Origin of the sequence: Priestia sp. JSM ZJ58, assembly GCF_044383985.1 — a bacterium.
Classification (GTDB): Bacteria; Bacillota; Bacilli; order Bacillales; family Bacillaceae_H; genus Priestia; species Priestia zanthoxyli.
Genome location: NZ_JBISEM010000001.1, coordinates 2513471 through 2540402, shown reverse-complemented (window position 1 = coordinate 2540402; position 26932 = coordinate 2513471). Strand labels below are relative to the sequence as shown.

At 37.4% G+C, this 26932-nt stretch carries 26 protein-coding genes and 1 riboswitch; of the genes, 19 read left to right on the top strand and 7 right to left on the bottom strand.

Annotated elements, in window-relative coordinates:
- Positions 1-22: 22 nt before the first annotated feature.
- Positions 23-739 carry a helix-turn-helix transcriptional regulator gene (locus tag ACH6EI_RS13435; RefSeq protein ID WP_028413465.1) on the top strand — a complete coding sequence of 239 codons (717 nt, stop codon included), beginning with the start codon at positions 23-25 and terminating at the stop codon, positions 737-739.
- Between the two features lie 64 nt (positions 740-803).
- Entirely contained in the window at positions 804-1688 is an 885-nt protein-coding gene (locus ACH6EI_RS13430; RefSeq protein WP_098999813.1) for a DMT family transporter, read from the top strand.
- A gap of 36 nt (positions 1689-1724) precedes the next feature.
- Here the strand turns inward: ACH6EI_RS13430 and ACH6EI_RS13425 are convergent, their stop codons facing one another.
- Positions 1725-3344 carry an ABC-F family ATP-binding cassette domain-containing protein gene (locus tag ACH6EI_RS13425; RefSeq protein WP_013083037.1) on the bottom strand — a complete coding sequence of 540 codons (1620 nt, stop codon included), beginning with the start codon at positions 3342-3344 and terminating at the stop codon, positions 1725-1727.
- Between the two features lie 505 nt (positions 3345-3849).
- Here ACH6EI_RS13425 and ACH6EI_RS13420 point away from each other — a divergent pair.
- From ACH6EI_RS13420 to ACH6EI_RS13410, 3 genes are read left to right on the top strand one after another with little or no spacing between them, the layout of a single operon-like run.
- Positions 3850-5427 (top strand): spore germination protein, encoded by a 1578-nt coding sequence (locus tag ACH6EI_RS13420; RefSeq protein WP_034265842.1) that lies wholly within the window; start codon positions 3850-3852, stop codon positions 5425-5427.
- Between the two features lie 6 nt (positions 5428-5433).
- The gene (locus ACH6EI_RS13415) at positions 5434-6561 is read left to right on the top strand and encodes a spore germination protein (protein WP_098999815.1); all 1128 of its coding nucleotides are present in this window, start codon (positions 5434-5436) and stop codon (positions 6559-6561) included.
- Complete coding sequence (locus tag ACH6EI_RS13410) at positions 6545-7756, top strand: Ger(x)C family spore germination protein (protein ID WP_028413460.1); 1212 nt, start codon at positions 6545-6547, stop codon at positions 7754-7756. The genes ACH6EI_RS13415 and ACH6EI_RS13410 overlap by 17 nt, the downstream gene beginning before the upstream one ends.
- Positions 7757-7918: 162 nt before the next feature.
- Here ACH6EI_RS13410 and ACH6EI_RS13405 read toward each other — a convergent pair whose 3' ends face one another.
- A complete protein-coding gene (locus ACH6EI_RS13405; RefSeq protein WP_098999817.1) occupies positions 7919-8359 on the bottom strand; it encodes a YtoQ family protein in 441 nt (146 codons plus the stop codon).
- Between the two features lie 170 nt (positions 8360-8529).
- Here ACH6EI_RS13405 and ACH6EI_RS13400 point away from each other — a divergent pair, with 170 nt between their 5' ends.
- The 3 genes from ACH6EI_RS13400 to ACH6EI_RS13390 all read left to right on the top strand — a co-directional run bounded on the left by ACH6EI_RS13400 (position 8530) and on the right by ACH6EI_RS13390 (position 11805).
- Entirely contained in the window at positions 8530-9441 is a 912-nt protein-coding gene (locus tag ACH6EI_RS13400) for an ABC transporter ATP-binding protein (protein WP_108674694.1), read from the top strand.
- Positions 9434-10201, top strand: a complete 768-nt coding sequence (locus ACH6EI_RS13395; RefSeq protein ID WP_108674695.1) for an ABC transporter permease — start codon at positions 9434-9436, stop codon at positions 10199-10201. The genes ACH6EI_RS13400 and ACH6EI_RS13395 overlap by 8 nt, the downstream gene beginning before the upstream one ends.
- A 101-nt stretch (positions 10202-10302) precedes the next feature.
- Positions 10303-10409, top strand: a riboswitch (SAM riboswitch).
- 85 nt (positions 10410-10494) lie between these two features.
- Positions 10495-11805: a Na+/H+ antiporter NhaC family protein gene (locus ACH6EI_RS13390; protein ID WP_394530687.1), complete on the top strand. Its 1311-nt coding sequence runs from the start codon at positions 10495-10497 to the stop codon at positions 11803-11805.
- A gap of 39 nt (positions 11806-11844) precedes the next feature.
- On the opposite strand, the gene ACH6EI_RS13385 is transcribed toward ACH6EI_RS13390, so the two are convergent.
- Positions 11845-11973: a hypothetical protein gene (locus ACH6EI_RS13385; RefSeq protein ID WP_255256027.1), complete on the bottom strand. Its 129-nt coding sequence runs from the start codon at positions 11971-11973 to the stop codon at positions 11845-11847.
- A gap of 124 nt (positions 11974-12097) precedes the next feature.
- Here ACH6EI_RS13385 and ACH6EI_RS13380 point away from each other — a divergent pair, with 124 nt between their 5' ends.
- The 9 genes from ACH6EI_RS13380 to ACH6EI_RS13340 all read left to right on the top strand — a co-directional run bounded on the left by ACH6EI_RS13380 (position 12098) and on the right by ACH6EI_RS13340 (position 21600).
- Positions 12098-13057 (top strand): LacI family DNA-binding transcriptional regulator, encoded by a 960-nt coding sequence (locus ACH6EI_RS13380; RefSeq protein WP_108674697.1) that lies wholly within the window; start codon positions 12098-12100, stop codon positions 13055-13057.
- 85 nt (positions 13058-13142) lie between these two features.
- The gene (locus tag ACH6EI_RS13375; RefSeq protein ID WP_016764006.1) at positions 13143-13391 is read left to right on the top strand and encodes a transcriptional regulator SplA domain-containing protein; all 249 of its coding nucleotides are present in this window, start codon (positions 13143-13145) and stop codon (positions 13389-13391) included.
- 111 nt (positions 13392-13502) lie between these two features.
- Entirely contained in the window at positions 13503-14531 is a 1029-nt protein-coding gene (gene splB / locus ACH6EI_RS13370) for a spore photoproduct lyase (RefSeq protein WP_025752275.1), read from the top strand.
- Positions 14532-14684: 153 nt separating this feature from the next.
- The gene (locus ACH6EI_RS13365; protein ID WP_108674698.1) at positions 14685-15128 is read left to right on the top strand and encodes a hypothetical protein; all 444 of its coding nucleotides are present in this window, start codon (positions 14685-14687) and stop codon (positions 15126-15128) included.
- Positions 15129-15229: 101 nt separating this feature from the next.
- The gene (locus ACH6EI_RS13360) at positions 15230-15466 is read left to right on the top strand and encodes a hypothetical protein (RefSeq protein ID WP_013056931.1); all 237 of its coding nucleotides are present in this window, start codon (positions 15230-15232) and stop codon (positions 15464-15466) included.
- Positions 15467-15639: 173 nt separating this feature from the next.
- Positions 15640-17295: a DUF2339 domain-containing protein gene (locus tag ACH6EI_RS13355; protein WP_108674699.1), complete on the top strand. Its 1656-nt coding sequence runs from the start codon at positions 15640-15642 to the stop codon at positions 17293-17295.
- 127 nt (positions 17296-17422) lie between these two features.
- Entirely contained in the window at positions 17423-19504 is a 2082-nt protein-coding gene (locus ACH6EI_RS13350; protein ID WP_108674700.1) for a DNA topoisomerase III, read from the top strand.
- A gap of 83 nt (positions 19505-19587) precedes the next feature.
- Complete coding sequence (locus ACH6EI_RS13345; RefSeq protein WP_108674701.1) at positions 19588-20025, top strand: YrvL family regulatory protein; 438 nt, start codon at positions 19588-19590, stop codon at positions 20023-20025.
- A gap of 240 nt (positions 20026-20265) precedes the next feature.
- A complete protein-coding gene (locus ACH6EI_RS13340) occupies positions 20266-21600 on the top strand; it encodes an FAD-dependent oxidoreductase (RefSeq protein WP_108674702.1) in 1335 nt (444 codons plus the stop codon).
- 25 nt (positions 21601-21625) lie between these two features.
- Here ACH6EI_RS13340 and ACH6EI_RS13335 read toward each other — a convergent pair whose 3' ends face one another.
- The 4 genes from ACH6EI_RS13335 to ACH6EI_RS13320 form a co-directional block, all read right to left on the bottom strand.
- Positions 21626-22747 carry a GerAB/ArcD/ProY family transporter gene (locus tag ACH6EI_RS13335; RefSeq protein WP_108674703.1) on the bottom strand — a complete coding sequence of 374 codons (1122 nt, stop codon included), beginning with the start codon at positions 22745-22747 and terminating at the stop codon, positions 21626-21628.
- Between the two features lie 25 nt (positions 22748-22772).
- Positions 22773-23006 carry a hypothetical protein gene (locus ACH6EI_RS13330; RefSeq protein WP_028413448.1) on the bottom strand — a complete coding sequence of 78 codons (234 nt, stop codon included), beginning with the start codon at positions 23004-23006 and terminating at the stop codon, positions 22773-22775.
- 96 nt (positions 23007-23102) lie between these two features.
- On the bottom strand, positions 23103-24224 hold the full coding sequence (locus ACH6EI_RS13325; RefSeq protein ID WP_224980117.1) for a GerAB/ArcD/ProY family transporter: 1122 nt from the start codon (positions 24222-24224) through the stop codon (positions 23103-23105).
- A gap of 22 nt (positions 24225-24246) precedes the next feature.
- A complete protein-coding gene (locus tag ACH6EI_RS13320) occupies positions 24247-24432 on the bottom strand; it encodes a hypothetical protein (RefSeq protein ID WP_028413446.1) in 186 nt (61 codons plus the stop codon).
- Between the two features lie 296 nt (positions 24433-24728).
- On the opposite strand from ACH6EI_RS13320, the gene ACH6EI_RS13315 reads away from it, so the two are divergent.
- Together ACH6EI_RS13315 and ACH6EI_RS13310 are read left to right on the top strand one after the other, a co-directional pair.
- The gene (locus tag ACH6EI_RS13315) at positions 24729-24998 is read left to right on the top strand and encodes a hypothetical protein (protein WP_014460213.1); all 270 of its coding nucleotides are present in this window, start codon (positions 24729-24731) and stop codon (positions 24996-24998) included.
- A gap of 367 nt (positions 24999-25365) precedes the next feature.
- A complete protein-coding gene (locus tag ACH6EI_RS13310; RefSeq protein ID WP_028413445.1) occupies positions 25366-26760 on the top strand; it encodes a phospholipase D-like domain-containing protein in 1395 nt (464 codons plus the stop codon).
- Positions 26761-26932 lie beyond the last annotated feature (172 nt).

Sequence of the window (26932 nt, the reverse complement as noted above, 5' to 3'; positions counted from 1 at the left end):
GAAATAAGGAAAGGAGAACAAAATGGATACGCTACGTGAAATTATTTGCGAAAAAAGAGCCTACAGCTATTCACCTCATACTCATGATCATAACTACAGTCAGCTTTTGTTTCCGCTAGCAGGTGCTCTTGATATTCAAGCAAGCGAGCAGCACTTAACGCTGCAAGAAGGATGCTTTTACATTCCGCCTCGTCAACTGCATACGTATCAAGCTAAAAATACAAATGAATGTTTGGTTGTTGATATTCCTTTGAAATTTACAGAAAGTGCGCATCTTTCTCAAGAAGCAGCTTTTATTCAATGGGATTCAACGTGGAAAGCACTTCGCTACCTGTTACTTGAGGGGCTTCAAAAAAGCACTGACAGGGGGGCGCTTGAAGATTTAGTCCGTTACGTTCAGCATTATTTGCCAAAGAAACAAACGTTTAAATCCATTGATTACCTTCATGCTAACTTCAATCAAGAGTTAAATATAGAAAGTCTTGCTAAGCTGGAAAATTATCATCCTGCCTATTTTTCCACTTGGTTTAAACAAAAAACGGGTTATTCGCCTCAAAGCTATGTAGCGCATATACGTTTAAATAAAGCAAAAGAACTGCTAAAAGAGAGCAGCTACTCGGTAACGTATATTGCGCATGAAGTGGGCTATCACAGCTTGTCTTCATTTACGAAATGGTTTGCAAAACAAGAGGGAGTCTCACCGACGCGATATCGAAGTATCTTAAAAACAGACAAATAAGATCATAAAAGCGGAAAAACTTTTTTCTTTCTTTTAGCTATGATAAAAGAAAGGAGATGAAACGATGAATACTTCATTATCAAAAATACTTATTTTATGTGCAGCTGTACTATGGGGAACAACAGGGACTGCCCAAGCTTTAGCATCTGCTGAAGCGCATTCCGTGGCGATTGGAGCCGTACGTTTAGCGGTAGGGGGACTGTCGCTTCTTGGAGCTTGTCTTATACAACGAAAGAAAGTGGACGTAAGACGTCTTCCTATTTTGCCTCTTGCGGTTGCTGCAGCAAGCATGGCCGCTTATCAGCCGCTGTTTTTTTCAGCCGTTATCACAACGGGTGTTGCAGTAGGAACAATGGTGGCAATTGGCAGTGCGCCTGTTTTATCAGGAGTATTAGATTACATAGTGTACCGCAAGAAACCTACAAAAAAATGGTTGCTTGCTACGGTTACTGGTATTATAGGGTGCTGCTGCTTGTTGTTAAGAAAAGATACTCAAATCGACGTGATAGGTTTGGGTATGGCGATAGGAGCAGGGGCGTCTTTTGCTTGCTATACGACTGTCAATAAAAAAATTGTTCAGCATGTTGATCCGCAAGTAGGAGCTTCGCTTGTGTTCACAGCCGCCGCCGTTTTACTGATACCATGCTGGTTTATGTACGATATGAGCTGGCTGGTCTCTTTAAATGGAATGGGGATTGCTCTTCATTTAGGAATACTTACGACGGCGATTGCTTATGTATTATTTTCTACAGCGCTTAAGTCAGTGCAAGCGTCTACCGCCGTAACGTTATCGTTAGCAGAGCCCGTTACCGCTTTTTTACTTGGCGTCTTTTTCTTAGGAGAATCTCTAACTTTGGTGAACATATGCGGAGCAGCACTAGTATTTGCTAGCTTAGCGTTTTTAACGTATTCTCCGAAGTCATCGCTAAATCAAGAGGTGCGTATATAAAAAAATCCCCTTTCTCTATAGAAAGGGGATTTCTTATTAAGCGTACATACTAGCTACTTGTTTTTGCAGGTTGCTGTCTTCTAAATACTCATCGTACGTCATTTGCTTGTCAATTACTCCATTTGGCGTAATTTCAATTACACGATTTGCAATCGTTTCAACGAACTGATGGTCATGAGATGTGAAAATCATTGAACCTTTGTAGCTGATAAGTCCATTATTTAGTGCTGTGATTGATTCTAAGTCAAGGTGATTCGTAGGGTCGTCTAGTAAAAGAACGTTTGAACCGCTTAGCATCATTTTAGAAAGCATACAGCGAACTTTTTCTCCTCCGGAAAGAACGTTGGCTTTTTTCAACACTTCTTCACCAGAGAATAGCATTCTACCTAAGAAACCGCGTAAGAAGCTTTCGCTTTGATCATTAGGTGAATACTGACGCAGCCAGTCTACTAAGTTTAAATCTCCGTTTTCAAAGTACTCGGAGTTGTCTTTTGGGAAAAAGGCTTGAGACGTTGTGACACCCCATTTGTACGTACCGCTGTCTGCTTCCATTTCACCCATTAAAATCTTCATTAATGTTGAATTTGCAAGTTCGTTTCGGCCTACAAGAGCAATCTTGTCATCTTTATTCATAATAAAGCTTACGTTATCAAGTACTTTTACGCCGTCAATTGTTTTTGTTAAACCTTCAACGCGAAGTACGTCATTTCCAATCTCACGTTCCGGCGTGAAGTTCACGTATGGGTAACGACGAGAAGAAGGACGGATGTCATCTAATGAAATTTTATCAAGCAATTTTTTACGAGACGTTGCTTGTTTTGATTTCGATGCATTTGCGCTAAAGCGAGCGATAAAGGCTTGAAGCTCTTTAATTTTTTCTTCTTTTTTCTTGTTTGCATCTGACGCCATTTTTTGTGCTAATTGACTTGATTCATACCAGAAATCATAGTTACCAACGTAGACTTGGATTTTACTGAAGTCAAGGTCAGCAATGTGCGTACATACTTTGTTTAAGAAGTGACGGTCATGTGATACAACAATGACTGTGTTTTCAAAGTTAATTAAGAACTCTTCTAACCATTGAATTGCTTGGATATCCAAGTTATTCGTAGGCTCATCTAGAAGTAATACATCAGGTTTTCCGAATAAAGCTTGTGCAAGAAGCACTTTTACTTTTTCACTACCCGTTAGTTCAGCCATTTTTTTTGCGTGAAGATCTTCAGAAATACCTAATCCTTTTAAAAGAATAGCCGCTTCTGATTCTGCTTCCCAACCGTTTAATTCAGCAAATTCACCTTCAAGCTCAGCTGCTTTCATTCCGTCTTCATCTGTGAAGTCTGCTTTCATATAAATAGCATCTTTTTCTTGCATTACTTCATAAAGGCGAGCGTGCCCCATAATAACGGTTTTCATAACTTCTTGATCTTCATATTCGAAGTGGTTCTGTTTTAAGACAGCAAGGCGTTCGCCAGGGCCCATATGTACATCACCAGTCTGAGATTCAATTTCACCAGATAAAATTTTTAAAAACGTTGATTTTCCAGCACCGTTTGCGCCGATTAATCCATAGCAGTTACCAGGCGTGAATTTAATATTCACATCTTCAAATAACTTTCGGTCGCCAAATCGTAAACTTACATTACTAACTGTAATCATGTATGAGCAGTCCTCCAAATTCAATATCTATAAAATTATACCATTCTTTTGAGATAAGAGCGATATGAATACAATATTTCAAACATAAAGTGTAACCGACACTTTAAGCACTCGTCAACCATTTAAGGGATTTTTTGAGCGGTAACGCTTGATTATTCTAGCATTCACCAAAACTTTGAGCAGCAAACTAGTATATCTAAGCCTTCAGTAAGCAGCTCTTTTTCATTTTTAAGATGGATGTTGTATTCCTTTGTATAAGAAACAAAAAGAAGAATAATACTACCTGGTAAATAAAAGAATTTCTATGAAGTAAACACTGATATTTTACGGATGCTTATTTCTAAAATTGCTTTGATATGGACATAAATAGGGTGATGATTATGTGGAAATTAGTTGTTTCCTATCTTCCAGAAGGGCCAGTTTTTATACAAGCAGTTCTGGTTTTTTTCATCCCGTATATAATCTACAAATTATTAAGCGGGATTCGTAATTCAGAGGAAGAGTGATGAAAGTGAAAAAATGGAGATCAACAATAAAAAAAATAGGAAACCATGCGAATGAAAAGGAAAACAAACAGGAATTTACATCTCAAAATTCATCTAATCATGTTACGGATCATTTAGCTTTAACTCTAAAAGCAGTTAAAAATGAAATTGGTCATAACTCCGACGTTCATTTTCGGGAGTTTATTATAGGACGTACAGGCATTCAGGCAGCTATTATTTTTGTAGAGGGGCTATCAGATAAAGATCTTATTGAAAAACATATTTTGTCATCATTGATGGCTGATTTTTCAAAAGAATACCAACAAGATCAGCTTTACGTAAAGGAAAGCCTTTCAAAACAGTTTATTAAAAGCCAAGTATTATCAATCAGTGATGTAGAAGAGGTTCATTTCATTAAAGAAGTAACATCAAAAGTCTTAACAGGATCTACGGCTCTTTTAATTGACGGAATATCACCTGCCTTAATTCTTGGTACAAGCAAAGTGAAAACAAGGACGATTGAAGAGCCCGTATCAGAAGCATTAGTGAGAGGGCCGAGAGTAGGCTTCACTGAATCTTTAAGTGATAATACTTCTTTATTAAGAGGAAGCGGAGACATTGAAAATTTGTCGCTGGTGAAATTTCAAGTAGGAAAGCGTTCCAAAAAAGACTTAGTTGTTGCTTACATAAAGGAAATTGTTGATCCAGAACTAGTTGAAGAAGTAGAAAAACGAATTAAAAAAATTGATCTTGATAATGTACCGGAGTCAGGATATGTGGAACAACTCATTGAAGATAATTACCTTAGCCTATTTCCTCAGGTGCAGAATACGGAGCGTCCTGATCGTGTAATTGCTGCTTTGATGGAAGGGAGAGTAGCCATCTTATTAGACGGGACGCCTTTTGCTTTGATTGCCCCCGTTACGTTTAGCATGATGCTACAGTCGCCGGAAGATTATTATGAAAGGTGGATTCCCGGTACATTTATTCGTTTTCTTCGTTATATTGCAGTAGTTCTTTCCCTTTTTACACCGGCTTTGTATATTGCTTTTATTTCGTTCCACCCAGGGATGATTCCGACTAAATTGGCTATTTCCATTATAGGAACAAAGTCTGGAGTGCCGTTTCCAGCCCTTATAGAAGCCTTATTCATGGAAATAGCTATCGAAATCTTGAGAGAAGCTGGACTCAGATTACCAAAACCAATTGGTCCAGCAATGGGAATTGTCGGTGGATTAATTATTGGAGAAGCTGCTGTGCAGGCAGGGATTGTTAGCCCTATTTTAGTGATTATTGTGGCGTTAACTGCCATTTCATCGTTTGCTATTCCGCAATATAGCGTCGGGATTTCATTGCGTATTCTTCGCTTCATAGCTATGCTATGTGCTGCCATACTTGGATTATACGGCGTCGTTTTATTTTTCCTTTTTATGACCAGTCATTTGGTGAAACTAAAAAGTTTTGGCGTATCTTACATGAGTCCAGCGGTACCCTATCGTTTAAGTGAATGGAAAGACTTGATGGTCCGTATGCCTCTTATGATGATGAAAAGACGTCCAAAGATGATGCACACCAAAGATTCTCTACGAAAAGGATAGCAGCTTATGATAAAAGGAAGTGAATCAGAGGTAATGATAAATTCAAAAGATCGTATTACGACGCCACAAACAGCTATTATTGTCATCAATTTTATACTTGGAACTGGTATTCTGACGTTGCCTCGAACAGCTGCGGAACAAGTGAAAACACCAGATGTGTGGTTAACTGTTATTCTAGGAGGAATAGTCACCATGATAGCAGCGATAATCATGGTGAAGTTAAGCCGGAAATTCCCTGGAAAGACGTTTTATCAATACAGTAAAGAAATTACAGGGAAATGGTTGAGTAAGTTAATTAGCTTACTTATGATAGGTTATTTTTTACTGCTTGGTGGTTTTCACGCCCGTTCATTGGCAGAAGTAACCGGATATCTCTTGCTGGAAGGAACGCCGACGTGGGCTATTATTATGCCATTTATGTGGATAAGCCTCTATTTAATTAGAGGGGGCATTAATCCGATCGCTCGACTGTTTGAAATTATATTCCCTATTACCGTTATTCTTTTTTTACTGGTAGCTTTTATGAGTATGAAAATATTTGAAATAGATAATCTGCGCCCCGTACTTGGATCAGGAGTCCTTCCTGTATTAAAAGGGGTAAAAACAACTGCTCTTGCATTCACCGGTCCTGAAGTCATGTTAATCATTTTAGCTTTTATGAAAGAACCGCACAAAGCAGGAAAAGCTGTGCTAGTTGGAATTACTATTCCTATATTTATTTATGTGATTACTGTTGTAATGGTGATTGGAGCGTTATCGATTGATGGAGTAGTAATAAGAACATGGCCAACGCTTGATTTAATAAGGAGTTTTGAGCTGACAGGCTTGATTTTTGAACGATTTGATTCCTTGCTTCTAGTTGTATGGATCATGCAGATGTTTGCTTCTTTTACTATTAACCATTACGCCGCTTCATTAGGACTGTCTCAGCTTTTCAAAAAAAACATTCATCCATTTATGTATGGTTTGCTTCCGGTCATATATCTTATTTCCATGATTCCTAAAAATATTAATGATGTATTTAAATTGGGAGATATGATTGGCAATATCGCCTTAGTTTTATTTGGCTTTTTGCCGCTGCTTCTTCTCATTATTTCAAAAGTAAAGGGAGTAAAATATGAAACAAACCTTTAACCATTTCCAGTACCTATTGGTTTTGTTTTCTGTTTTTTTGCTCTTTCCTCTGGCAGGCTGCTGGAGCAGTCATGAAATTGAAGAGCAAAGTTTTGGAGTGGGTGTGGCCTATGATAAAGGTAAGGAGTCCATAGCTGAAAAAGAATTTGATGAACAAGGAGAAGGGTATACTAAAAAGAACCTGATTACGTCAACTTATCAACTTATCACTCCTCAAGTCGCAAGTTCAACCACTAAACAAGGAGGACCGCAGCAGAAATCTTACGTAAATATTTCGGAAACAGGAGATTCTCCTTTTCAAATGCTTCGTGAATTATCTTTAAGAAGTGACACTCCTTTAACTAGTCCTCATATGAAAGTAATGGTTATCAGTGAGGCCCTTGCACGAGCGTATAGTTTAGAGCAATTAGTGGACCAAACTCTTCGGGACAATGATTTTAGACCTAGTTGCCTTGTGTTTATTAGTAAAGGAAGAGCTAGCGACACGTTAGAATCAAAAACAGCAGGAGAGATCCCAGCTTTTCACCTGTATGGAATGATAGACAATACGTATCGAACAACGCGGGTTTTACCGCCCATGCCGCTTATTAAATTAGCAAGCAAGATTCAAACTGGATCTAGTTTTCTATTGCAAAATGTATTATCAGCAAATGGAGAAATCAAATTTGCGGGTGCTGGTATAATTAAAGGGGAAACAAGCAAAATGATTGGTTTTTTGAATGAAGAAGAACTAGATGGTTTGGCTTGGATTACAGGGAAAGGGAAAGGCGGGCTAGTAAAAAGCTTTGATAAAAAGACCGGTCAGCTGATTGTATATGAAATAGAGTCTATGAAAAGTCACATTCAACCCCATGTTAAAGGAGATAATATCTCTTTTGATGTACACATTGAATCAGTGGGAAGGCTATCTGAAAGTTGGATGACCTCAGGGAGCTCTTTTAATAATCAATTTTTACAGAATGCGCAAAAAACTTCAGAAAAAAAAGTAAAGTACCTGGTAAGAAACGTACTAGAAAAAATGCAAACAAAATATAAAGTTGATGTTGCAGGTTTCGGAAATCAATTGAGAATTAAGCAGCCTAGAACATGGATGAGGGTCAAAGGAAATTGGGATCAAACATTTAGTGAAGTGCCAATTAACTATGATGTGAAGTTAACGATTAAAGATTATGGAGCATCCGGGTCAAAAAAGTAAGCACCCGACTGTAACTTTGCTTATCGTTATGTCAAAAATGAAAAAAACCTAAAAAAATAATAATCTCGGAACTTCCCACGAAATACTCATCGTATGCTTCGTACAGAGCCTTCAACAAACAACAAATAAGAGCTGCCGGTTTTCGACAGCTCTTATTTGTTGTTATTCAAAAATATAAGCTAGTGCTTGAAGAGCCTGTTCTGGCGTTTCGACTACAACTTGGGCTTTGTTTGACAGTTCTTTAAGCGGGTGGTGCAGTTTTTCAGGGCGAACCAAAATTAGCGGTTTATCTAATGCGATGGCTGTCGCTGCATCCATTGAGCTGTTCCACTGCTTGTATTTTTCACCAAATAAAGCAATGACCACATCAGATTTTTTAAGGAGCACCTGCGTGCGTAAATTATTAATTTGAGAAGCAGCTTCATCTTTTAAGACAGCGTTAGGCTGTTTTCCTAAAATTTCTTCTCCAATGTTGTCGGAGCGGTCATGGTCTGTCATGGGACCGACAAAGGTAAGGGGAAGGTTTAATTGTTCCGCTTGGTTTTTAATTTCGTCTCGCCAGTTATCGTGAATTTGCCCGGCAAGGTATACGGTTAAGTTCATTATGTAGAAGTCCTCCTCTAACTAAAGTTTGTTTTATTTTATCAAATGTAAGCGGATAATACGAATGATTTGAATGAGCTACTTTTCCAAAAATAAGGTTATAGTAGACAAATAGTTAAAAAAGAGAAACAATAGAAGGCGTATTGCTAATTAAAGAAAGGATGTACATGATGACAGAAACAGTGCTACAAGTAGATCATGTCAGTAAAGTAATTGGGAAGAAAACCATTTTGCATGATGTATCCTTATCGGTTGAGCGCGGTGAGATTTTCGGGTTGCTTGGTCCGAATGGCTCTGGAAAGACAACGCTAATTCGTACCGTCGTAGGACTCATTAAAGAAACAGAGGGAACGATTACCGTTAACGGCTTTCCTTTAAAGGAACAGTTTACATCAGCTATGAAATCAATTGGAGCGATTATTGAAAACCCTGAGTTCTATGATTATCTGACGGGCTATCAAAATTTAAAACACTTTGCTAATATGCATGAAGGCATCACATTAGAACGCTTGGATGAAGTCATTGCGCTAGTAAAACTTGAAAACAGCATTCATGCAAAAGTGAAGACGTATTCTCTTGGGATGAGACAGCGTTTAGGAGTAGCTCAAGCTATTTTACATAAACCTGCATTGCTTTTACTAGACGAGCCAACAAACGGTCTAGACCCAGCGGGAATGAGAGAATTTCGTACATATTTACAAACGCTTTGCAGGGAAGAAGGAATTTCAATTTTAATCGCGAGCCACTTATTAAAAGAGGTAGAAGCACTATGTGACCGCGTTGGTATTATTCAAAACGGCGAGTTAAAAGCTATTCAAGATCTATCTCCAAATCGTCAAGATCAAGGGATGTATGTAGAATTTGAAGTATCTGACGCGCAAAAAGCAGCGGATCTTTTATCTCAAGAATTCCAAGTAACAATAAAATCCGATAGTATTGACGTAGTGATTATGAAAGAACAAATTCCAGCTGTGAATAGAAAATTAGTGGACAGCGATATTTTAGTCTACCGAATCACTCCTGTTCATGAGACGCTTGAAGATTCCTTTATGTCCGTTACGGAAGGAGAGCATCATGCTTAAGTTAATTCAAAATGAACACATGAAATGGTTTCACAAAAGAAGTACAAAAATCACGTTTATTACAATCGGCATTTTAACTCTTTGTATGGCTCTTTTAGTGAAGAAAGTGTCAAACAGTGCAGGAACAGAAGACAACCTCTTACACTTCTTGTCATTTAGTTCGGGTATGCTGATTCTCGTTCAATTTTTCGCGCTTGCTGTTGGAGGGTCAATGGTTGCAAAAGAGTTTGAAGCAGGTACCATTAAGCTTCTTTTAATTCGCCCGGCTAGACGCTCAACGATTTTAGCATCCAAGTATCTAACCCTCATTTTAATTAGCTTATATTATTTACTAAGCTATTTGCTTTTTTCGTTTGTATGGGGAGCATTGTTCTTTGGCTTTACCAGTCTAGAAGGAGATGCGCAGCTGCTTAAAAACATTACGCTTACGTATGACAGTGCGTATATGGAAACGTTTATGATGATGACGTTTGCTTTTATGCTGTCGTCTTTATTTAGAAACAGCGCGCTTGCTTCTAGTCTAGCTATTGTCGTAAGTATCGGGGCGAAAGCAGTAACTGGAATAGTATCACAGTTTGGTTTATGGTGGGGGAAATTTTTACTGTTCGCCAACACAAACTTTGTGCAGTATATGGACGGAATGAAGACGATGTTTGACGGCATGACGATTCCATTTTCAATCTTCATTTTAGTTGCACACTTTGCCTTCTTTATGGGCGTAGCTTGGGCAGCGTTTTTAAAACGTGACGTAGCTAATTGATGTGAGAATTTTCACACTATATATTTTTCTAAAATAGCATTTGACAATTAAATAAAAAGAGATTACAGTAGTGAAAGACTATTTTTAAAACAACTATAAACTTCTTATCAAGAGAGACGGAGGGACTGGCCCTATGATGTCTCGGCAACTGGCTGTACGCAGTGCGGTGCCAAATCCAGCAGACGATGTTTCGTTTGGAAGATGAGAAGGGTAATCTTATGATACAAATAAGAGACCTCTTCTTATCAATAAGAAGAGGTCTTTTTTTATTACGTAAACAAGAGGTGTTAAGAATGGAACAACAAAAAGGAAACGGCTGGGCGCTGTTACCGCTGGGTGTCTTTTTAGTCCTGTTTGTCGGATCAGGAATTATAACGGGAGATTTTTATAAACTGCCTGTATTAGTAGCCATTATCATTGCAGCCATTGTGGCGCTGGCTATGAACCGCAAAGATTCATTTAATGTAAAAGTGGAGCGTTTTGCTAAAGGAGCAGGGCATCCTGATATCATTATTATGGTGCTTATTTTTATTTTAGCAGGTGCTTTTTCTCAAGTTGCTAAAGGCATGGGAGCTGTTGATTCAACGGTAAACTTAGCTCTGTCTGTGCTTCCGCAAAGCTTAGTGGTAGTTGGAATCTTTGTTATTGGCGCATTCATTTCAATTTCGATGGGAACGTCAATGGGAACAATCGCTGCGTTAGGGCCTATCGCTGTAGGGATCAGTGAGCAAGCGCATGTATCCATTACATTGGCAATTGCCGCTGTTATTGGTGGTGCAATGTTTGGAGATAATTTATCTATAATCTCTGATACAACCATTGCGGCAGTTCGTACGCAAAAAACAAATATGTCAGATAAATTAAAAGTAAACTTTTTTATCGTACTTCCTGCAGCGATTGTTACGGTAGTTTTATTACTTGTAATGACGCTAGGCAATACATCATCAGTAGAAATTAAAGGTTTTAGCTGGTTTAAAATCTTGCCTTATGTCGGCGTACTAGTTGCTGCCATATTTGGTGCAAACGTATTAAGCATTTTAACCGGAGGAATTGTATTAGCCGGCGTGATTGGATTAGCTGACGGAAGCTACACGCTTTCTTCTCTTGCTAAAACTGTGACAGAAGGTATTGGCGGAATGTCGGAATTAATTATTTTATCTCTTTTAATTGGCGGAATGGTTGAACTCATTCGCTATAACGGCGGTATTCAGTTCTTATTGAACTTATTAACACGACGCATTCAAACAAAAAAAGGCGGAGAATTCAGTATCGCTGGATTAGTAAGTTTAACCAATTTAGCCACGGCTAATAACACGATTTCAATTATTACAGCAGGTCCGTTAGCGAAAGAAATCGCTGATAAGTATTCAATTGATAATCGTAAATCAGCCAGTCTGCTCGACTTGTTTTCATGCAGCGTTCAAGGGCTTATCCCTTACGGTGCACAAATGCTTCTAGCAGCAGGATTTGCTAAAGTTTCACCGATTGAGATTATTCCATTTACATTCTATCCAATGTTAACAGCGGTTTGCGGTATCATTGCGATTGTAATTGGCTTTCCTCGTTTAAATAAAAAATCAAAATCATCTAAAGAAGTTGCGTAATATCAAACCCTTAAAAAGAACATTCTTTTTAAGGGTTTTTTACTGTTTGAAAAAATCAGTCGGCTTTTCTTCATCTAGCTCCTTCCAAAGTGTCTCATTTTGTTTAAGTGCATAAGCCGCTCCTCCGATTTCAATTCCGCATAATAAAATGAATAATAAAATACCCATGATATGACCTCCTTATATAAGTGAATAAAAACATGATTGTAACGGGTTTAGCTTATTGCTGTTTCACTTTATAATGAGAATAAAGTATGAAACGCGTTTCAGCGCAAGAGAAAAAGGTGAAAACATGACAAATATCCGAGATATCGCAAAAAAAGCTGGTGTATCTGTTTCGACCGTGTCACGGGTTTTAAATCATCATCCGTATGTAAAAGAAGAAAAGCGCCGTCTGGTAGAAGAAGTAATTCAAGAACTTAATTACGAACAAAATATTAATGCCGTTCACTTATCAAAAGGGAAAACAAATATGATTGCCGTCGTCTTGCCTTTTATTAACCATCCTTATTTCAGTCTGCTTTTAGAAGGAGTGGCCTCTCAAGCATTAGAAAAGCAGTATCAGCTTGTTATTTGTCAGACGAACTATGATGTAAAAAAAGAAGAAGAAGCGCTTCATATGCTAAAAACAAAGCAGGTTGATGGAGTGATTATTTGTTCTAGAGCAAGCAGGTGGAGCACGATTGAATATTATCAGCAGTACGGGCCGATAGCCGTGTGCGAAAACGTACAAAATCGTTCTATTCGCTCCGTATACGTTGATCATTATGCAGCTTTTAAGAAAGCGCTCATGTATTTAAAAGAAAAAGGATATACGGATATTGGCTATTGTATTGGAAGAATGACGGGTACAAATAGTCAACAGAGGCAACAAGCATACAAAGAATATGTAGAAAGAATAAATCAGCCTTATCATCCAGAATGGGTTTTTCAAGGCTGTTTGAACGTGACAGACGGTGAAAAAGTGGTGGAAAAACTAGTGCAGATGAAAAATCGGCCTCAGGCGCTTTTAGTAACAAACGATCAAGTAGCTATCGGAATAAAAGCTCAGTGCGAACAAGCTGGTATGTCAGTTCCAGGCGATTTAGCTATCATTGGTTTTGATAATCATCCGCTTTCTTCTTATTTACAAATTACAACGATCGAACTTCCGCTTAAAGAAATGGGAGAAACGCTTTTTAAACTAGTCGGGAGCAAGGATCTTCAAAAAATTGAGCTTCCTTTTCGGTTTATCGAGCGTAAAAGCGTATAAATTCTTGATGACGTTATGGGGTGTTTTTACCGGATAAAATGAGCAAAAGCGGACATCATACGAGTAAAGTAAGAAGAAAAGGATGATGATCGTGGAGAAAAAAGAATATCAAGTGGGAGATCAAGTATTTGTTATTTATCGAAATCCTCATACGGCAAACGTTGCCAATATTAATCAAGCTGAAATTGTTGAACATCCTGAAAACAAAGGCGAAAAAGCGCTCTTTTTACATGAGTCTTATCATTTGTTAGCTGAAGATGATGCGGTGTATTCAACGTATGAAGAAGCAGAGAAAATGTATAACAAGATATTTGATTATGAACAATATGACTGACGCAAGGCTCTCTTAAACAGAGAGCTTTTTTTGTGTGAAAAATAATTACCAAGGATAGAGTCTTTTTGTTTTTCAAACGCTATTAGTATTAGAAAAAAGGAAGTGTACATGATGATAAAACCTTTTGTACCTCAATTAGTATACATTGAACCAGGGGCAATGGAGTACCCGCTTGGTGTTCAATTAAAAGAAAAATTTGAGAAGATGGGAATTGAGATTCGTCAAACAACTTCTCATAATCAAGTGCGTAATATACCGGGAAAAAATGATTTGCAAAAATATCGGAATGCCAAGTCTACTTTAGTAGTTGGTGTGCGTAAAACCTTGAAATTTGATACATCTAAACCGTCAGCTGAATATGCAATACCTTTTGCAACAGGGTGTATGGGGCACTGTCACTATTGTTATTTGCAGACAACAATGGGAAGCAAACCATATATTCGCACGTATGTGAATGTTGAAGAAATATTAGGTCAAGCAGAACAATATATGCAGGAAAGAGCCCCTCAAATAACGCGATTTGAAGCGGCTTGTACATCTGACATCGTAGGAATTGACCATTTAACACATTCATTAAAACGCGCGATTGAATATTTTGGAGAAAGTGAACTAGGTCAACTGCGCTTTGTGACTAAGTTTCATCACGTGGATCATTTATTGGATGCTAAACATAATGGTCGCACGCGCTTTCGCTTTAGCATAAATGCAGATTATGTTATAAAAAACTTTGAACCTGGTACATCTCCTCTCGATTACCGGATTGAAGCTGCTAATAAAGTCGCAAAAGCGGGATATCCACTTGGTTTTATTGTGGCCCCTATTTACATTCATGAAGGTTGGCAAGAGGGGTACCGTCAGCTGTTTGAAAAGCTTGACGCCTCTATACCTGAGGAGTCAAGAGATGATATTACGTTTGAAATGATTCAGCATCGCTTTACCAAGCCGGCCAAGCGGGTAATTGAGAAAAATTATCCAAAAACGAAGCTTGAAATGAATGAAGAGGAGCGCCGCTACAAATGGGGGCGTTACGGAATTGGAAAATATGTATACGCAAAAGATGAAGAACAAGAATTAAGAGAAACATTAGAATATTACATTGATCAGTATTTTCCAAATGCAAAAATCGAATATTTTACGTAATTATTCTACAGTAATTGAAAAGTTATTCTGATGCCTTAGTCAAAATAACTTTTCAATTTTTAATGTAAAAAAATAAATTGCTTGCTAATAAGTTGAAAAAAAGAGGTTATTTTTATCTCTTGTCGTATTACATACAAAAGGGAGGTGACTGAGGTGTTAAAAAATGAAGAGTTTGCGCTAACAAAAGAATTAACAAAAGAACAGAAAGAAGCTGCACGGAATTTTATTCAAGTGTTGTTCCAAGAAGATTTATCTGAATTTTGGAACATATTATGCGATATCGATAAGTCTCGTATTTACGGCTTGTATGAAGCAAACCATTACTATGATTCTGATATTGAACTACATGGATTTGTACAAGAAATAAGAGATAATGTAAGAGCTGTTTATGCGCCTCTTCAAGGGCAAGGGGGTATTTCCACGAAGGTTCGATATACAAGCGAAGGAAAGATGTATGTATACATATTAGGAAGTGGCGAAAACCCTAAGGTATATCCTGTTGGATTAATGCCTGAAACATATATCGAACAAGAACGTTTTTCTCAGCGGCTTCAAATTAGCATTTATAACGAAGAGTTTCGAAACGTTGCGCTGTAAACCATATATAAATGGAAAAATAAAGAATAATAAAATTAATTTGTTAAAATAGCAATATTTGGGGTATGTAATAGGTATAACATTAAAAAGGGGTGAAAGAAATGCATTATTATCGTATTTCAGAGGGAGACCATGAAGAGTATTGTGAAACGATTCTGCTTCATGAAAAGAAGTTTTGCAAAGAAACATTTCAATCTATGGTGCGAGAAGCAATGAACAATAAGCCCGGTAAAATTGACCGTGTGGATATTGTTAAATATTTAATTGGTCACCATAGTTTTCAAGTAGCCCACATCGAAGCGGGATTTCATAGTACATACAGCGAGAAAGTGACATAAAAAATGCAGCACATCCTATACAACGAACTTTTCTTTTGAAAAGGGCGCTGTATTTTTTTTTGCCAAAAATAGAATGTTTCTAAGTGTTATTCCTTTTAATGGTATAATAGTTAAGTGTTGTAAGATATACATATAAAAATCACAAATACTTTAAAGAGAAAGGGTGAGGAAATATGGAAAAAGAAAGAATAGAAGAACTTGAACGAAAAATAAGCAGTTTAGAAGAAGACGTAGCCAGACTAAAGTCGCTTGTATATAAAACAAATTCTCCAAGGCCAAAAGCAGTTCACGCTCCTCCTCAGCGGCGCGAAGAGACAGCTAAACGTCCTATTCAGACAGCAGCTAAAAGTTCACAGGTAATAGAAGAACCTGTTGATTGGGAAAAAGTCCTTTTTCAAATATGGCTACCGAGAATCTTTATTTTTGTATTTATTATTGGCGTGCTATGGGGATTTAAAGCAGCCTCTGACTATGGATTAATGAATGAAAAAGTAAAAGTTGTTCTCGGTTTCGTTGTTTCAATAGGTTTTGCTGTGACAGGTCATTTCCAAATTAAAAAGGGTAGGTTGGTGCTCGGGCAAGTACTTGTAGGAGGAGCTATTCCTATTCTCATGTTAACGACGTTTGCGATGCATAGCCTATATCATTTAGCGGGACCAACGCTTGCTTTTATACTAAATACGAGCTGGATTATCTTAGGGATTATCGCGACAGTCTTTTATCGTTCACAGGCATTAGGGGTTATTAGCGCGGTTGGAGGCGTACTAGTTCCTTTTCTTATTGAAAGTAATTCGCCTAATGCGCTCGTTTTCATTGGCTATGAAACGCTTCTGTATATTGCCTTTTTATATGTGGCAATCAAACAAAAATATTCAATTTTATATGTTCTTTCCGCGGTACTACTAAATTTTACGCTACTCATTTATTATTCGTTTGTTGGTGATAATGGTGTAAAAGAGTTATTAGGTATGGCGATTCTGATTCAGCATTTATGCTTAATTTCTAGTTTTTTTCTATCGCAATCCGTACTCCAAGTATATGCGTTTACCCTTCTATCGAGTTTAGCAGTTACGTACGGCTGGCTGCTTGCCGTTTTTGACGATGGCACGACCACCATGGTGCTGCTTGCGCTAGTTATTATTTACGCATTAGGTGTTTACACAGTAAGAAGTTCTAAAGAGAAATTTGAATTTTTTATTACCTATTTAATTGTTGCAGTAGCGTTTTTTATTCATCAGCTCGTCGATTTAAGAGAAGGAGCCATTTTATATGTGATTCAAGGACTTGCTGTTTACTATATCGCCATGACGTATAAAAATCTACTTCATCAACTGTTTTCTTATACGATTTATATACTGAGTGCCACGTATATCTTAGTTACACCAATCGAACAAGTGCTGTCTCTTCCGACATTAAATTGGGTTGTTGTGTTAGCTTCTATTCTAGTATTTGTATGGATCAGTATTCAAAAAACAGAAAAAGATGAGCACGATACGTTCAAAATTGGAGGAAGTATTGTTTTTTCTATTCTTTCTTTAATTTTTGCAACGGAAGTGACGAACGCTGGCACCAATGATCTTTCCGCTAATACGCAAACGCTTATTATGACGGCTGTTTGGCTATGTTTGGCCATTGCTGCATTCGTAATAGGGTCACTTCGAACCTTTAAAACAGCCACGTATATCGGTGTCGGCCTGTTATTTTTAACACTTTTCAAACTTGTTTTATATGATTTACCTTTTATTCCAATGGCTATACGTGCCTTACTATTTATCGTCTTAGGAGCCATCGGTTTAATTATTTCGCGCCTATTTTATAAAAAGAAGTAGCTAGAAGCTGAAGAGAAATTCTTCAGCTTTCTTTATTATAATATGATTATGTAAACTTATCCTTGAAGTCGTACAAAAGGTATACAATCATGTATAATGGAACAAGTGAATTGGAGGTATACATAAAATGAAATCACTTGTATTAGCAGAAAAGCCAAGTGTAGCACGTGATCTTGCGCGCGTACTTGGCAGCACACAAACAAAAAAAGGGTATATTGAAGGGCCAAAGTATGTCGTAACATGGGCACTTGGTCATTTAGTTGAATTACAAACACCAGAGGATTATGATAACCAATATAAAACATGGCGATTAGAAGATCTGCCAATCATGCCTGAGAAAATGAAATTGAAAGTAATTCGTAAAGTGAGCTCTCAGTTTCGCACAGTATCCGATCTAGCAAAAAGAAAGGATATTGGAGAGTTAATTATTGCGACTGATGCAGGGCGTGAAGGAGAGCTTGTAGCACGTTGGATTATGGAAAAGGTACGCTGGAACAAGCCGTTTAAACGCCTTTGGATTTCGTCTCAAACGGATAAAGCAATTCGTGACGGGTTTAAACAGTTAAAACCAGGAAAAGAATTTAATCGCTTATATGATTCAGCGGTTTGCCGTTCAGAAGCCGATTGGCTTATCGGTTTAAACGTAACGAGAGCGTTAACGACTAAATACGAAGAACCGTTATCGGCAGGGCGGGTACAAACACCGACGCTTGCCATGATAATTGAGCGTGAACAAGTAATTAACACATTTAAGCCTAGTGAATATTGGACGCTTACAGCTCAGTTTTCATCTTTTGAAGCAGCTTGGCAAAAAGGCAATGAAAAGCGCATTTTTGATGAAAAACGCGCAAAAGAGCTGCACTCAAAATTATCAGGTGAGGCAGTTGTAAACACAATTAAGCGCAAAATGCATAAAGAAGCGCAGCCGCTTCCTTATGACTTAAATGAACTGCAGCGAGATGCTAATAAACGCTTTAATTTCTCTGCTAAGAAGACATTAAATGTACTTCAAAAGTTATATGAACAGCATAAATTAGTCACGTATCCACGTACAGATTCTCGTTATTTAACAACAGATATGGTTTCCACTATGAAGGAGCGCTTGGAAAGTATCTCTGCTGTATATAAAGAAGAAGTTCGCCCAATTTTAAGAAATGCACAGTTGCCAAAACGAGTGGTGAATAACGAGAAAGTAAGTGATCACCATGCTATTATCGTAACGGATCAGCCTGTGTTTTTACAGGACTTATCAGCTGATGAAAGAAAGCTGTATGACTTAATTGCAAAGCGATTTATTTCGTTATTTTATCCTGCATATGAGTATGAAGTGGTCAAAGCCGAGCTTGAAGTCAATGGGGAACAGTTAGTAGCAAGCGGAAAGCAAGTCGTAAATGCAGGCTTTAAAAAAGTTTCTGGTGGAGAATCAGAAGCAACGGTGAAGCTACCTGATATGAAAGAAGGCAGCAAGCTGAGCATTCAAGATGTAACGATGAAAAGTGCATTTACAGAGCCGCCGCAGCGCTATACAGAAGCAGATCTTCTTGGACAAATGGAAAAACATAATTTAGGCACGCCGGCAACACGTGCAGATATTATTGAAAAGCTTCTGCAAAACGAATCCATTGATCGCCAAAACAATCGTCTGCATGCAACCAAAAAAGGAAAGCAGCTAATTGACCTAGTAGCGGATGAGTTAAAGTCGCCTGAACTCACGGCTAAGTGGGAACGTGAGTTAGAAGCAATTGCTAAAGGAAAAGGAAATGCAAAAGAGTTTTTAACAAATATTCGTGAGCAAACGAAAAAGCTGGTTAAACAAGTAAAAACAAGTAATCAAACGTACAAACCCCATAATTTAACGGGCTCTAAATGCCCAGAATGCGGTTCGTTTTTAAAAGAAAAGAAAACAAAGCAAGGCAGAGTGCTCGTTTGTTCAAGCCTTGAGTGCAGCTATAGACGCGCAAAAGACCCTAAACTATCGAACCGCCGCTGTCCGCAGTGTCATAAACGAATGGAAATTCATTCAGGAAAAGCCGGGACGTACTTCCAATGCCGTTCATGTCAAGTAGTGGAAAAAGCTGAGGACAAAAAGAAAAAGATTTCAAAACGAGAAGAACGAAAGCTTCTTAACAAATATAACGATGACGGAGCATTTGGTTCAAGCTTGGGGGATGCTTTAAAACAAGCTCTTCAAGATAAAAAAGATAAGTAACGATGAAAAGTGCGATACCATGGTATCGCACTTTTTTAGTATAATATGGATTAAGTGATGAGTAAGCAAGGTGGCGTGGAACAATGAAAAGAAAAAACAAGGGAATGGATCGTTTAATTGCGTTCTTTATAGCAGGAGTGATGGTACTAATCATTTTAGCTATCTTAATGGGAAGCTACTTTTTTGGTTTTATAGGCTTCCTTAGAGTGATGGGAGTGGAATATGACTCTTACTGGGCCATATGTTTATTTCTATTTTTTATTTTTGTGTTTGGTTCTATCACAGAGCTTTTTTCAAAGGCACTTATTTTTTTAATGAAGAATGCTATTATGAACAGAGTACTATTTATAACATCTGTAGCTTTTGTGGATATATTTTTTACTTTTCTATCAGTTTATATAGCAGACTTGCTTGTGAGCGGAATCCGTGTATCTATTTTAGCGGTGACTCTTTTATCCGTCTTATTTTTTTGGATGGAGAGTGCATTGGATAGTGAGTTTCTACGTAAAAAAACAAGCTGATGAAGTTTTTCATCAGCAGGGCATCAACAAAAAAAAGCATCATATCAAGCTTCAACGCTATTTAAAGAACCCTGTAACATATTCTTTTAAAAAAGTATGTGATTTTTTTCACATATCTCTTGAAAAAGGACAAACATGTTTGTATAATAAGAATTGTAAAAGATATGTGAAACATTTCACAATATATGTGAATAACTTCACAATATCATATTTTCTATAATCCTAAGGGGGATATCATCTATGAAAATTGCAGTAGTAGGGTGTACACATGCAGGAACAGCAGCAGTAAAAAATATGGCAGAACTTTATCCAGAAGCTAAAATTACAGTTTATGAGCGAAATGATAATGTTTCATTTTTGTCTTGTGGAATTGCGCTCTATGTAGGCGGGGTCGTAAAAGATGCAAATGGTTTATTTTACTCTTCACCGTCTGAATTGCAAGAGATGGGTGTAAATATGAAAATGAAACATGAAGTTACGAATATTGATACAGAAGACAAAAAAATAGCAGTGCGAAATTTAGAAACCAACGAAGAATTTGAAGATACATTTGATAAATTAGTGATGACAACTGGATCATGGCCGATTATTCCAAACCTTGAAGGCATCGATTTAAATAATGTTGTGCTTTGTAAAAATTATCAGCATGCTAATCACATTATTGAAAAAGCAAAACAAGCAAAAAAAATCGCCGTAATTGGTGCTGGTTATATCGGTGCAGAATTAGTAGAAGCATTTGAAGTATATGGAAAAGAAGTCACATTTATTGATAGTGCTGATCGTATTTTAAATAAATATCTTGATCCAGAGTTTACAAGCTTGATGGAAACGGAATTTAAAAAACGCGGAGTTACATTAGCATTAAACCAAGCGGTTACTAAATTTGTAGGCAGCGATGGATCGGTTGAAAAAGTAGTGACAACTGAAGGTGAATACGAAGCGGATCTTGTGATTTTGTGTGTTGGCTTCCGTCCAAACACAGACTTAGTAAAAGGGCAGATAGAAATGCTTCCAAACGGGGCAATTGTGGTCGATGAATATATGCAAACAAGCAAAAAAGATATATTTGCTGCCGGAGATAGCTGTGCCATTTACTACAATCCGATTAAGAAACATGCCTATATTCCGCTTGCTACAAATGCGGTTAGAATGGGAACATTAGTTGCTCAAAACCTTGTTAAACCGACGATTAAGTATATGGGAACACAAGGAACATCAGGCTTGCATATTTATGATTACAATGTTGCATCTACCGGCATAACTGAAACAGCGGCTTCTCTTTTTGATATGAATGTGAAAAGTATCACAATATCAGAAAATAACCGACCTGAATTCATGCCAACGTACGAAAATATTACGTTAAAAGTAGTATATGAAGAAGAAACAAGACGAATTGTAGGGGCACAGGTTATTTCTAAAATTGATGCTACTCAAGCAATCAATACATTGTCCGTATGCGTACAGCAGGAAATGACGATCGATGAGCTTGGCTTTATGGACTTTTTCTTTCAACCCCACTTTAATAAGCCTTGGCATTTCTTAAACCAAGCAGGGCTTCAAGCGCTTCAAGCATAAGAAAGCAGGTGACTACCTGCTTTTTTTATGTGGATTTTATTATCTTTTTTATTTTAGCAGGTTTAAAGCGGATCCATCCTATGATAAGAAGAATAAAAGGATATAAAGCTCCCATCAAAAAACTATAGGGAATCCACGTTTCGGCTAACCATGTTTTTTGATAGGTAATGGTTGGGTACACAATAATGGAAAAAGTCGTAACAATTAATCCCATCGGTAACGTTAGAAATCGAGTTTCATTGATGTTAAAAATATGACAAAGTCCAGCGATGGAAGCATGAAAATAAAGAGAAACTTTAAAGAAAAGAGTAAGAAACCATATAATGGCAATAATTACCTCGATTCCTTGCAAAAAATTTCCCACCTCAATTCGCTTAGCCATTTCATATACGGGAAACATGGTAGTTGAAGAATGATAAGAACCAATAACGATTATACAAGAAAAAATAACAATTACCATAATAAATCCACCTAGCAGGCTGCCGCTCATTAAAGCTTTAGCTCCTTTTTCAGGTTTTCTTAAATGAAGGGGGAAAATCATCATCAAAGGAGCAAAAGTAAAATAAGTAATGCTAAGAAAGATAAGAACCGAATGAGTCAGCGGCTTTAAGTGAATGTCCATTAAAGGCATAAGATTTTCAAGTTTCATTTGAGGAGTTAGTGAAAAAATAAAAATCCCGAGAAGGCCAACAAACCACGGGAAAAAGATTTCACAGCAGCGTGCAATTGTTTCTAGCCCGAGTCTTGCCCCGAAAACAACCACAAGCATAAAAATAATGTGAATAGCAAGCAGCGGCGTTTCCATCATAATATGGGTATTTAAAAAACTTCCGACGTAGTATACAATGCGGCTGCACGTTATGACAGTAGATAGGACAAATAAACAAGATACACCTTTTCCTAGATATTTTCCAAATACTACATCATTGATTTCTACCAGATTTTTATCTTTAAATAAAAGTCCGAGAGCTATATATACTTTCACTAATACAAATCCGCATGCTACTCCAAGGATAGCCGGAATCCAAGCGGTTTGCTTAGAATCAACAGTCATAGCCGCTGGAGCAATAACAATTGTGCTTCCAATTGTATAAAGCATGACGAGCATGCGAAATTGAATCGTTGAAATTTTAACTACAGGTTTCACGGTATTCACTTCCTCGTCTTACGTATTAAGATAATAAATGAAGTAAAAATATGCTGATTGGTCTAAAGATAGCAGCTGATAAATCAGAAGGATTTGGAACATACAAACCCAGTGCTTTACAGATGCTTACGGACGTTCCAATTACAAGAACTGTGTAGAATAGCCATAATTCTTTCTTCGCTTTTTTTTGCCGTAAGTTAGGTACTTCAAACCAAATGACGAGCGTGCAAACAATAAGTAACCCGAATACCCCTAGCATAGACTAGCTCCTATACATGAATAATTAATGTTATATTTTCCAGAAAAATAACTACTTATACTGAAGGTGCATTCTCTATTAAAGGTTTTTGATTTTTTAGTCGCTGTTAGAAGAATGCTGCTTTTTGTTTTGAATAAATCCTGCAATTAAAAGGAAAAGCGGATATAAGATGCCTACAAGTAAGCTGTAGGGAATCCACGTTTTTGTATCCCAATCTTTTTGATAAGAAACGCTTGGATACACAATAAGGGAAAGTGTAATCATGATGAGTGCGACTGGAAAAGAAAATAGCTTGTAGTCCTTTATATGAAATACATTGGCAAACCCCAAAAGAGTAGCGTAAAAGTAAATGCAAAGCTTAAAAAAGAGAGTAATAAACCACAAAATAGCAATGACTACTTCAATTCCTTGAAGAAAGTTTCCTACATCAATTCTTCTTCCTAATTCATAGCTTGGAAACATGGTGATTTGGGAGTAATAAGGACCAAGCACTAAAATTCCGAGTAAGATTAACGTAACCATCACTAGTCCACCGGCTATATTCCCTATATAAAAAGATTGAGTGGACTTTTTTGTGTCTGGTGTATGGGAAGGGAAAATCATAAGCAGAATCGTATAAGTCAAAGAACTCATGCTTAAAAACGTTAAAACAGCCCGAATAAAAGCTTTTGGATGTATTTCGAACACAGGCTGAATATGCTCTATTTTAATTTGCGGAATCATAGACAAAATCAGAAGTCCGAACAATCCGACAAACCAAGGGAATAAAATCTCGGCACTTCGTGCAATAACTTCTATTCCTAGGCGTACTCCTACGATAACCACACTCATAAACGCAATGTGGATGGCTGTAAGCGGCGTGTAGGGAAGAATTTGTGTAGTGAGAAAATTCCCTACATAGTAAAGAACTTGACTGCTGATAAACAAATTGGATAATACAAAAACAGCAGAAACAATCTTTCCAAACAGTTTACCTAAAATTTTTTCGTTCATTTCCATCAGCGTAAGCGTTGGAAACATTTTTCCTAGTGAGGTAAAAAGCAAAACTAAGCCAATTCCTGATGCTACACCGAAAAGTGCTGCAATCCAGGCGTCTTGATGAGCATCAGCCGTAATAGCAGCAGGCACAACAATAATTGTGCTTCCGATGCTATATAAAGTTACTAGCTTGCGAAATTGCGCAGCCGAAATATTGATTTCATTAAGCAAAATGAGCACATCCTTTTGCCATATACACGAATTAAGTGATCCAACGGAATAATAAGTGACTTAAAGGCTGAAACATTGCTTCTACCCAATCAGAAGGGTTCGGTAGAGGCAGCCGAAAGATTTTTGCAAGAGCGATCATGATACTGATTGTCATGAATACAATAAAAATTTTCCGTTCTTTTTTATGAGAGTGTTGAGGTAATCTTTTTATTTCCATCCATATAATCCCTGCACAAATGATCAAAAAGGAAAGAAACAAGTGCATGCAGTCAACCCCAATATATTTTGACGTTCAAATAGGCTATTCGTATGATGTCCGCTAAAGAAAGTGATTATACATTTATGTAAAATATAGAAAGTATTTCAAGGGATAAAAGATATCATTGGACGCTCTTAAATAATAAAGGAATTTGTTATGCGGAATATTTACGCAGCTTCAACCTATCGAAACGTCGTATGAATAAGTGGAAAAATGCCACACTATAGAGTGAACAAATGGAAAGGAGCACTATGATGAAAAAATTCCCATATAACAAAGATAAACAACAATCATTTCAAGCAGCACAGCAGGGGCATAAAGAAGCAGTAGATGCATATGAACAGGCAAATGAAGCTAAAAATGATGCATCGTATGGACATGAAGCGAAGCAAGCGATAGGTGAAGTGAACGAAGCCTCTCAGCAAATCGAAAATGCGCTTGAAAATGCTTCTGAAACACAGCGTCAGCGTTTAACTGAGTTTCAGCAAGACATAAAAGATATGGAAAACGACCTTAATCAATAAAAGAGTAGCTGTTTTACTTAGACTTACAGCAGGTTCACAATAGAGTATAAATTGCAAAAGCAGAAGATAATGAACTTCTGCTTTTTTTTATTGGCAGAGTGAATGTAGGTTTCGTGTATATAATGGCTTTTAGCAGTTGTTTGGAGGGCAAGGCGAAGGCTCCTATAGGGAAAACAGAATAGGTGAGACCCTGCAGGAGCGGAAGCGAAGGCTTGCACGGAAATCAACAGTAGTGTAACAAATAATCCATCGTTCCATTCTTATTTTAAAAGGTATAGAAGTTAAAAAAGTAAGAATCCTAATAAAAACAGAACGATAAGAATGGAAAGGGATTGTGACAGGAAACATGCTAATAAATATACTAATAATGATTGTCGTATTGTACTTCATATATGTATTCGTAACTGCAGTGGTACTGTTTTATGTCCCTTTGCACAAGGGAAAAGACTTAAAAGTAATGAATACTGAGAATTTTTACGGAAAGAAAGAATCCACAGACCGTGTTATGCTTTTGGAAAACGGTTATTTTTCAGGGCTTGTTCGGATGCAGATGATTCAAGAAGCGAGGCATACAATCGATATTGCGTACTTTTCCATCGGCAAAGGTCGTTCGTCGGATTTACTTATGGGTGCTTTATTCGAAGCTGCGGACCGAGGTATACGTATTCGAGTGCTGTTAGACGGGATCTCTCATGGGCTAAAAGGCAAGAGAAAAAATGTTCTTTATGCTCTAGCTTTCCACAATAATATTGAATTAAAGTACTATGAGCCCTTTACTATTCTTAAACCTTGGACATGGCATAACCGTCTTCACGATAAAATAATAGTAGTCGATGGCCAATTAGGTATTAGTGGAGGACGAAATATCGGAGATAAATACTTGGCCAGTCAACCGGATAAAAATTTTGTCTATGACCGTGATGTGCTGATTTATAATACAAAGCAAGAAAGTAATAGTGTCATTCTCTCAATGGAGAAGTATGTAGAGAAATTATGGAACCACCCGTATACGCGCAAAGCTTTTCCAAAGCTCAAGAAAACTAAACAATTTCGTGGCCTTTCAGGAAAGAAATTGTTAATAGATCAATACGAAGAGGCCAAAAAAGCAAACGAACCCTTTGTCCATCCTTATATTGTATGGAGAGAATCAACGATGCCTACAAGAAAGGTTTCTTTTATTGCAAATCCTATTCAAAGAATGAATAAAAGCCCTTTTATATGGAAAACGTTTATTAAGCTTTCTGAGCAAGCTGAAAAATCCATTGTCGTTCAAAGTCCTTATATTGTACCAACAAAAGAGATGGAACAGTATATAGATAAGTCAGTAAAATCTAAAGTGCAAAGAATTATTTTAACGAATTCTATTACGTCCACTCCGAATGCTATGGCTTTTTCTGCATACTTAGGAGTGAAAAACCGCGTCATAAAAGCGGCTTCAAAGCTTTATGAATATCAACAGCCTTATTCCATTCACGGGAAATCCGTTGTTTACGACCAGCGTTTGAGCGCAGTTGGTTCTTTTAACTTAGATTCACGTTCTGTATTTTTAAATACTGAATCTATGGTTATGATAGATAGTGAAGAATTTGCAGCCGAGCTAACAGGGGCTATTGAAACTAAAATTTCTCACAGTACGCTTGTGGGAAATGAGGGGGAACCTGTGGGTTTTAATACGGATTCTCAAAAAAACGTGCCTCCTGTAAAATCTGCACTCCTCCATATTCTTTCAGTCTTCACGCGATTTTGGAGACATTTTGTATAGTTCTGCACTTTTCCTGAAAAAGTGCTTTTGCAGAAAGCTTATAAAAATAAATGGTAGAGGATAAAAGGTGCTGCAACTGGTGGTGGGAAGTGTGAAAAGCTGTGATATGCCTCACAGTTTTTTTGAAGTCGCCAGTACTAGTCATGATTCATAAAAAGACCTATTGACGAAA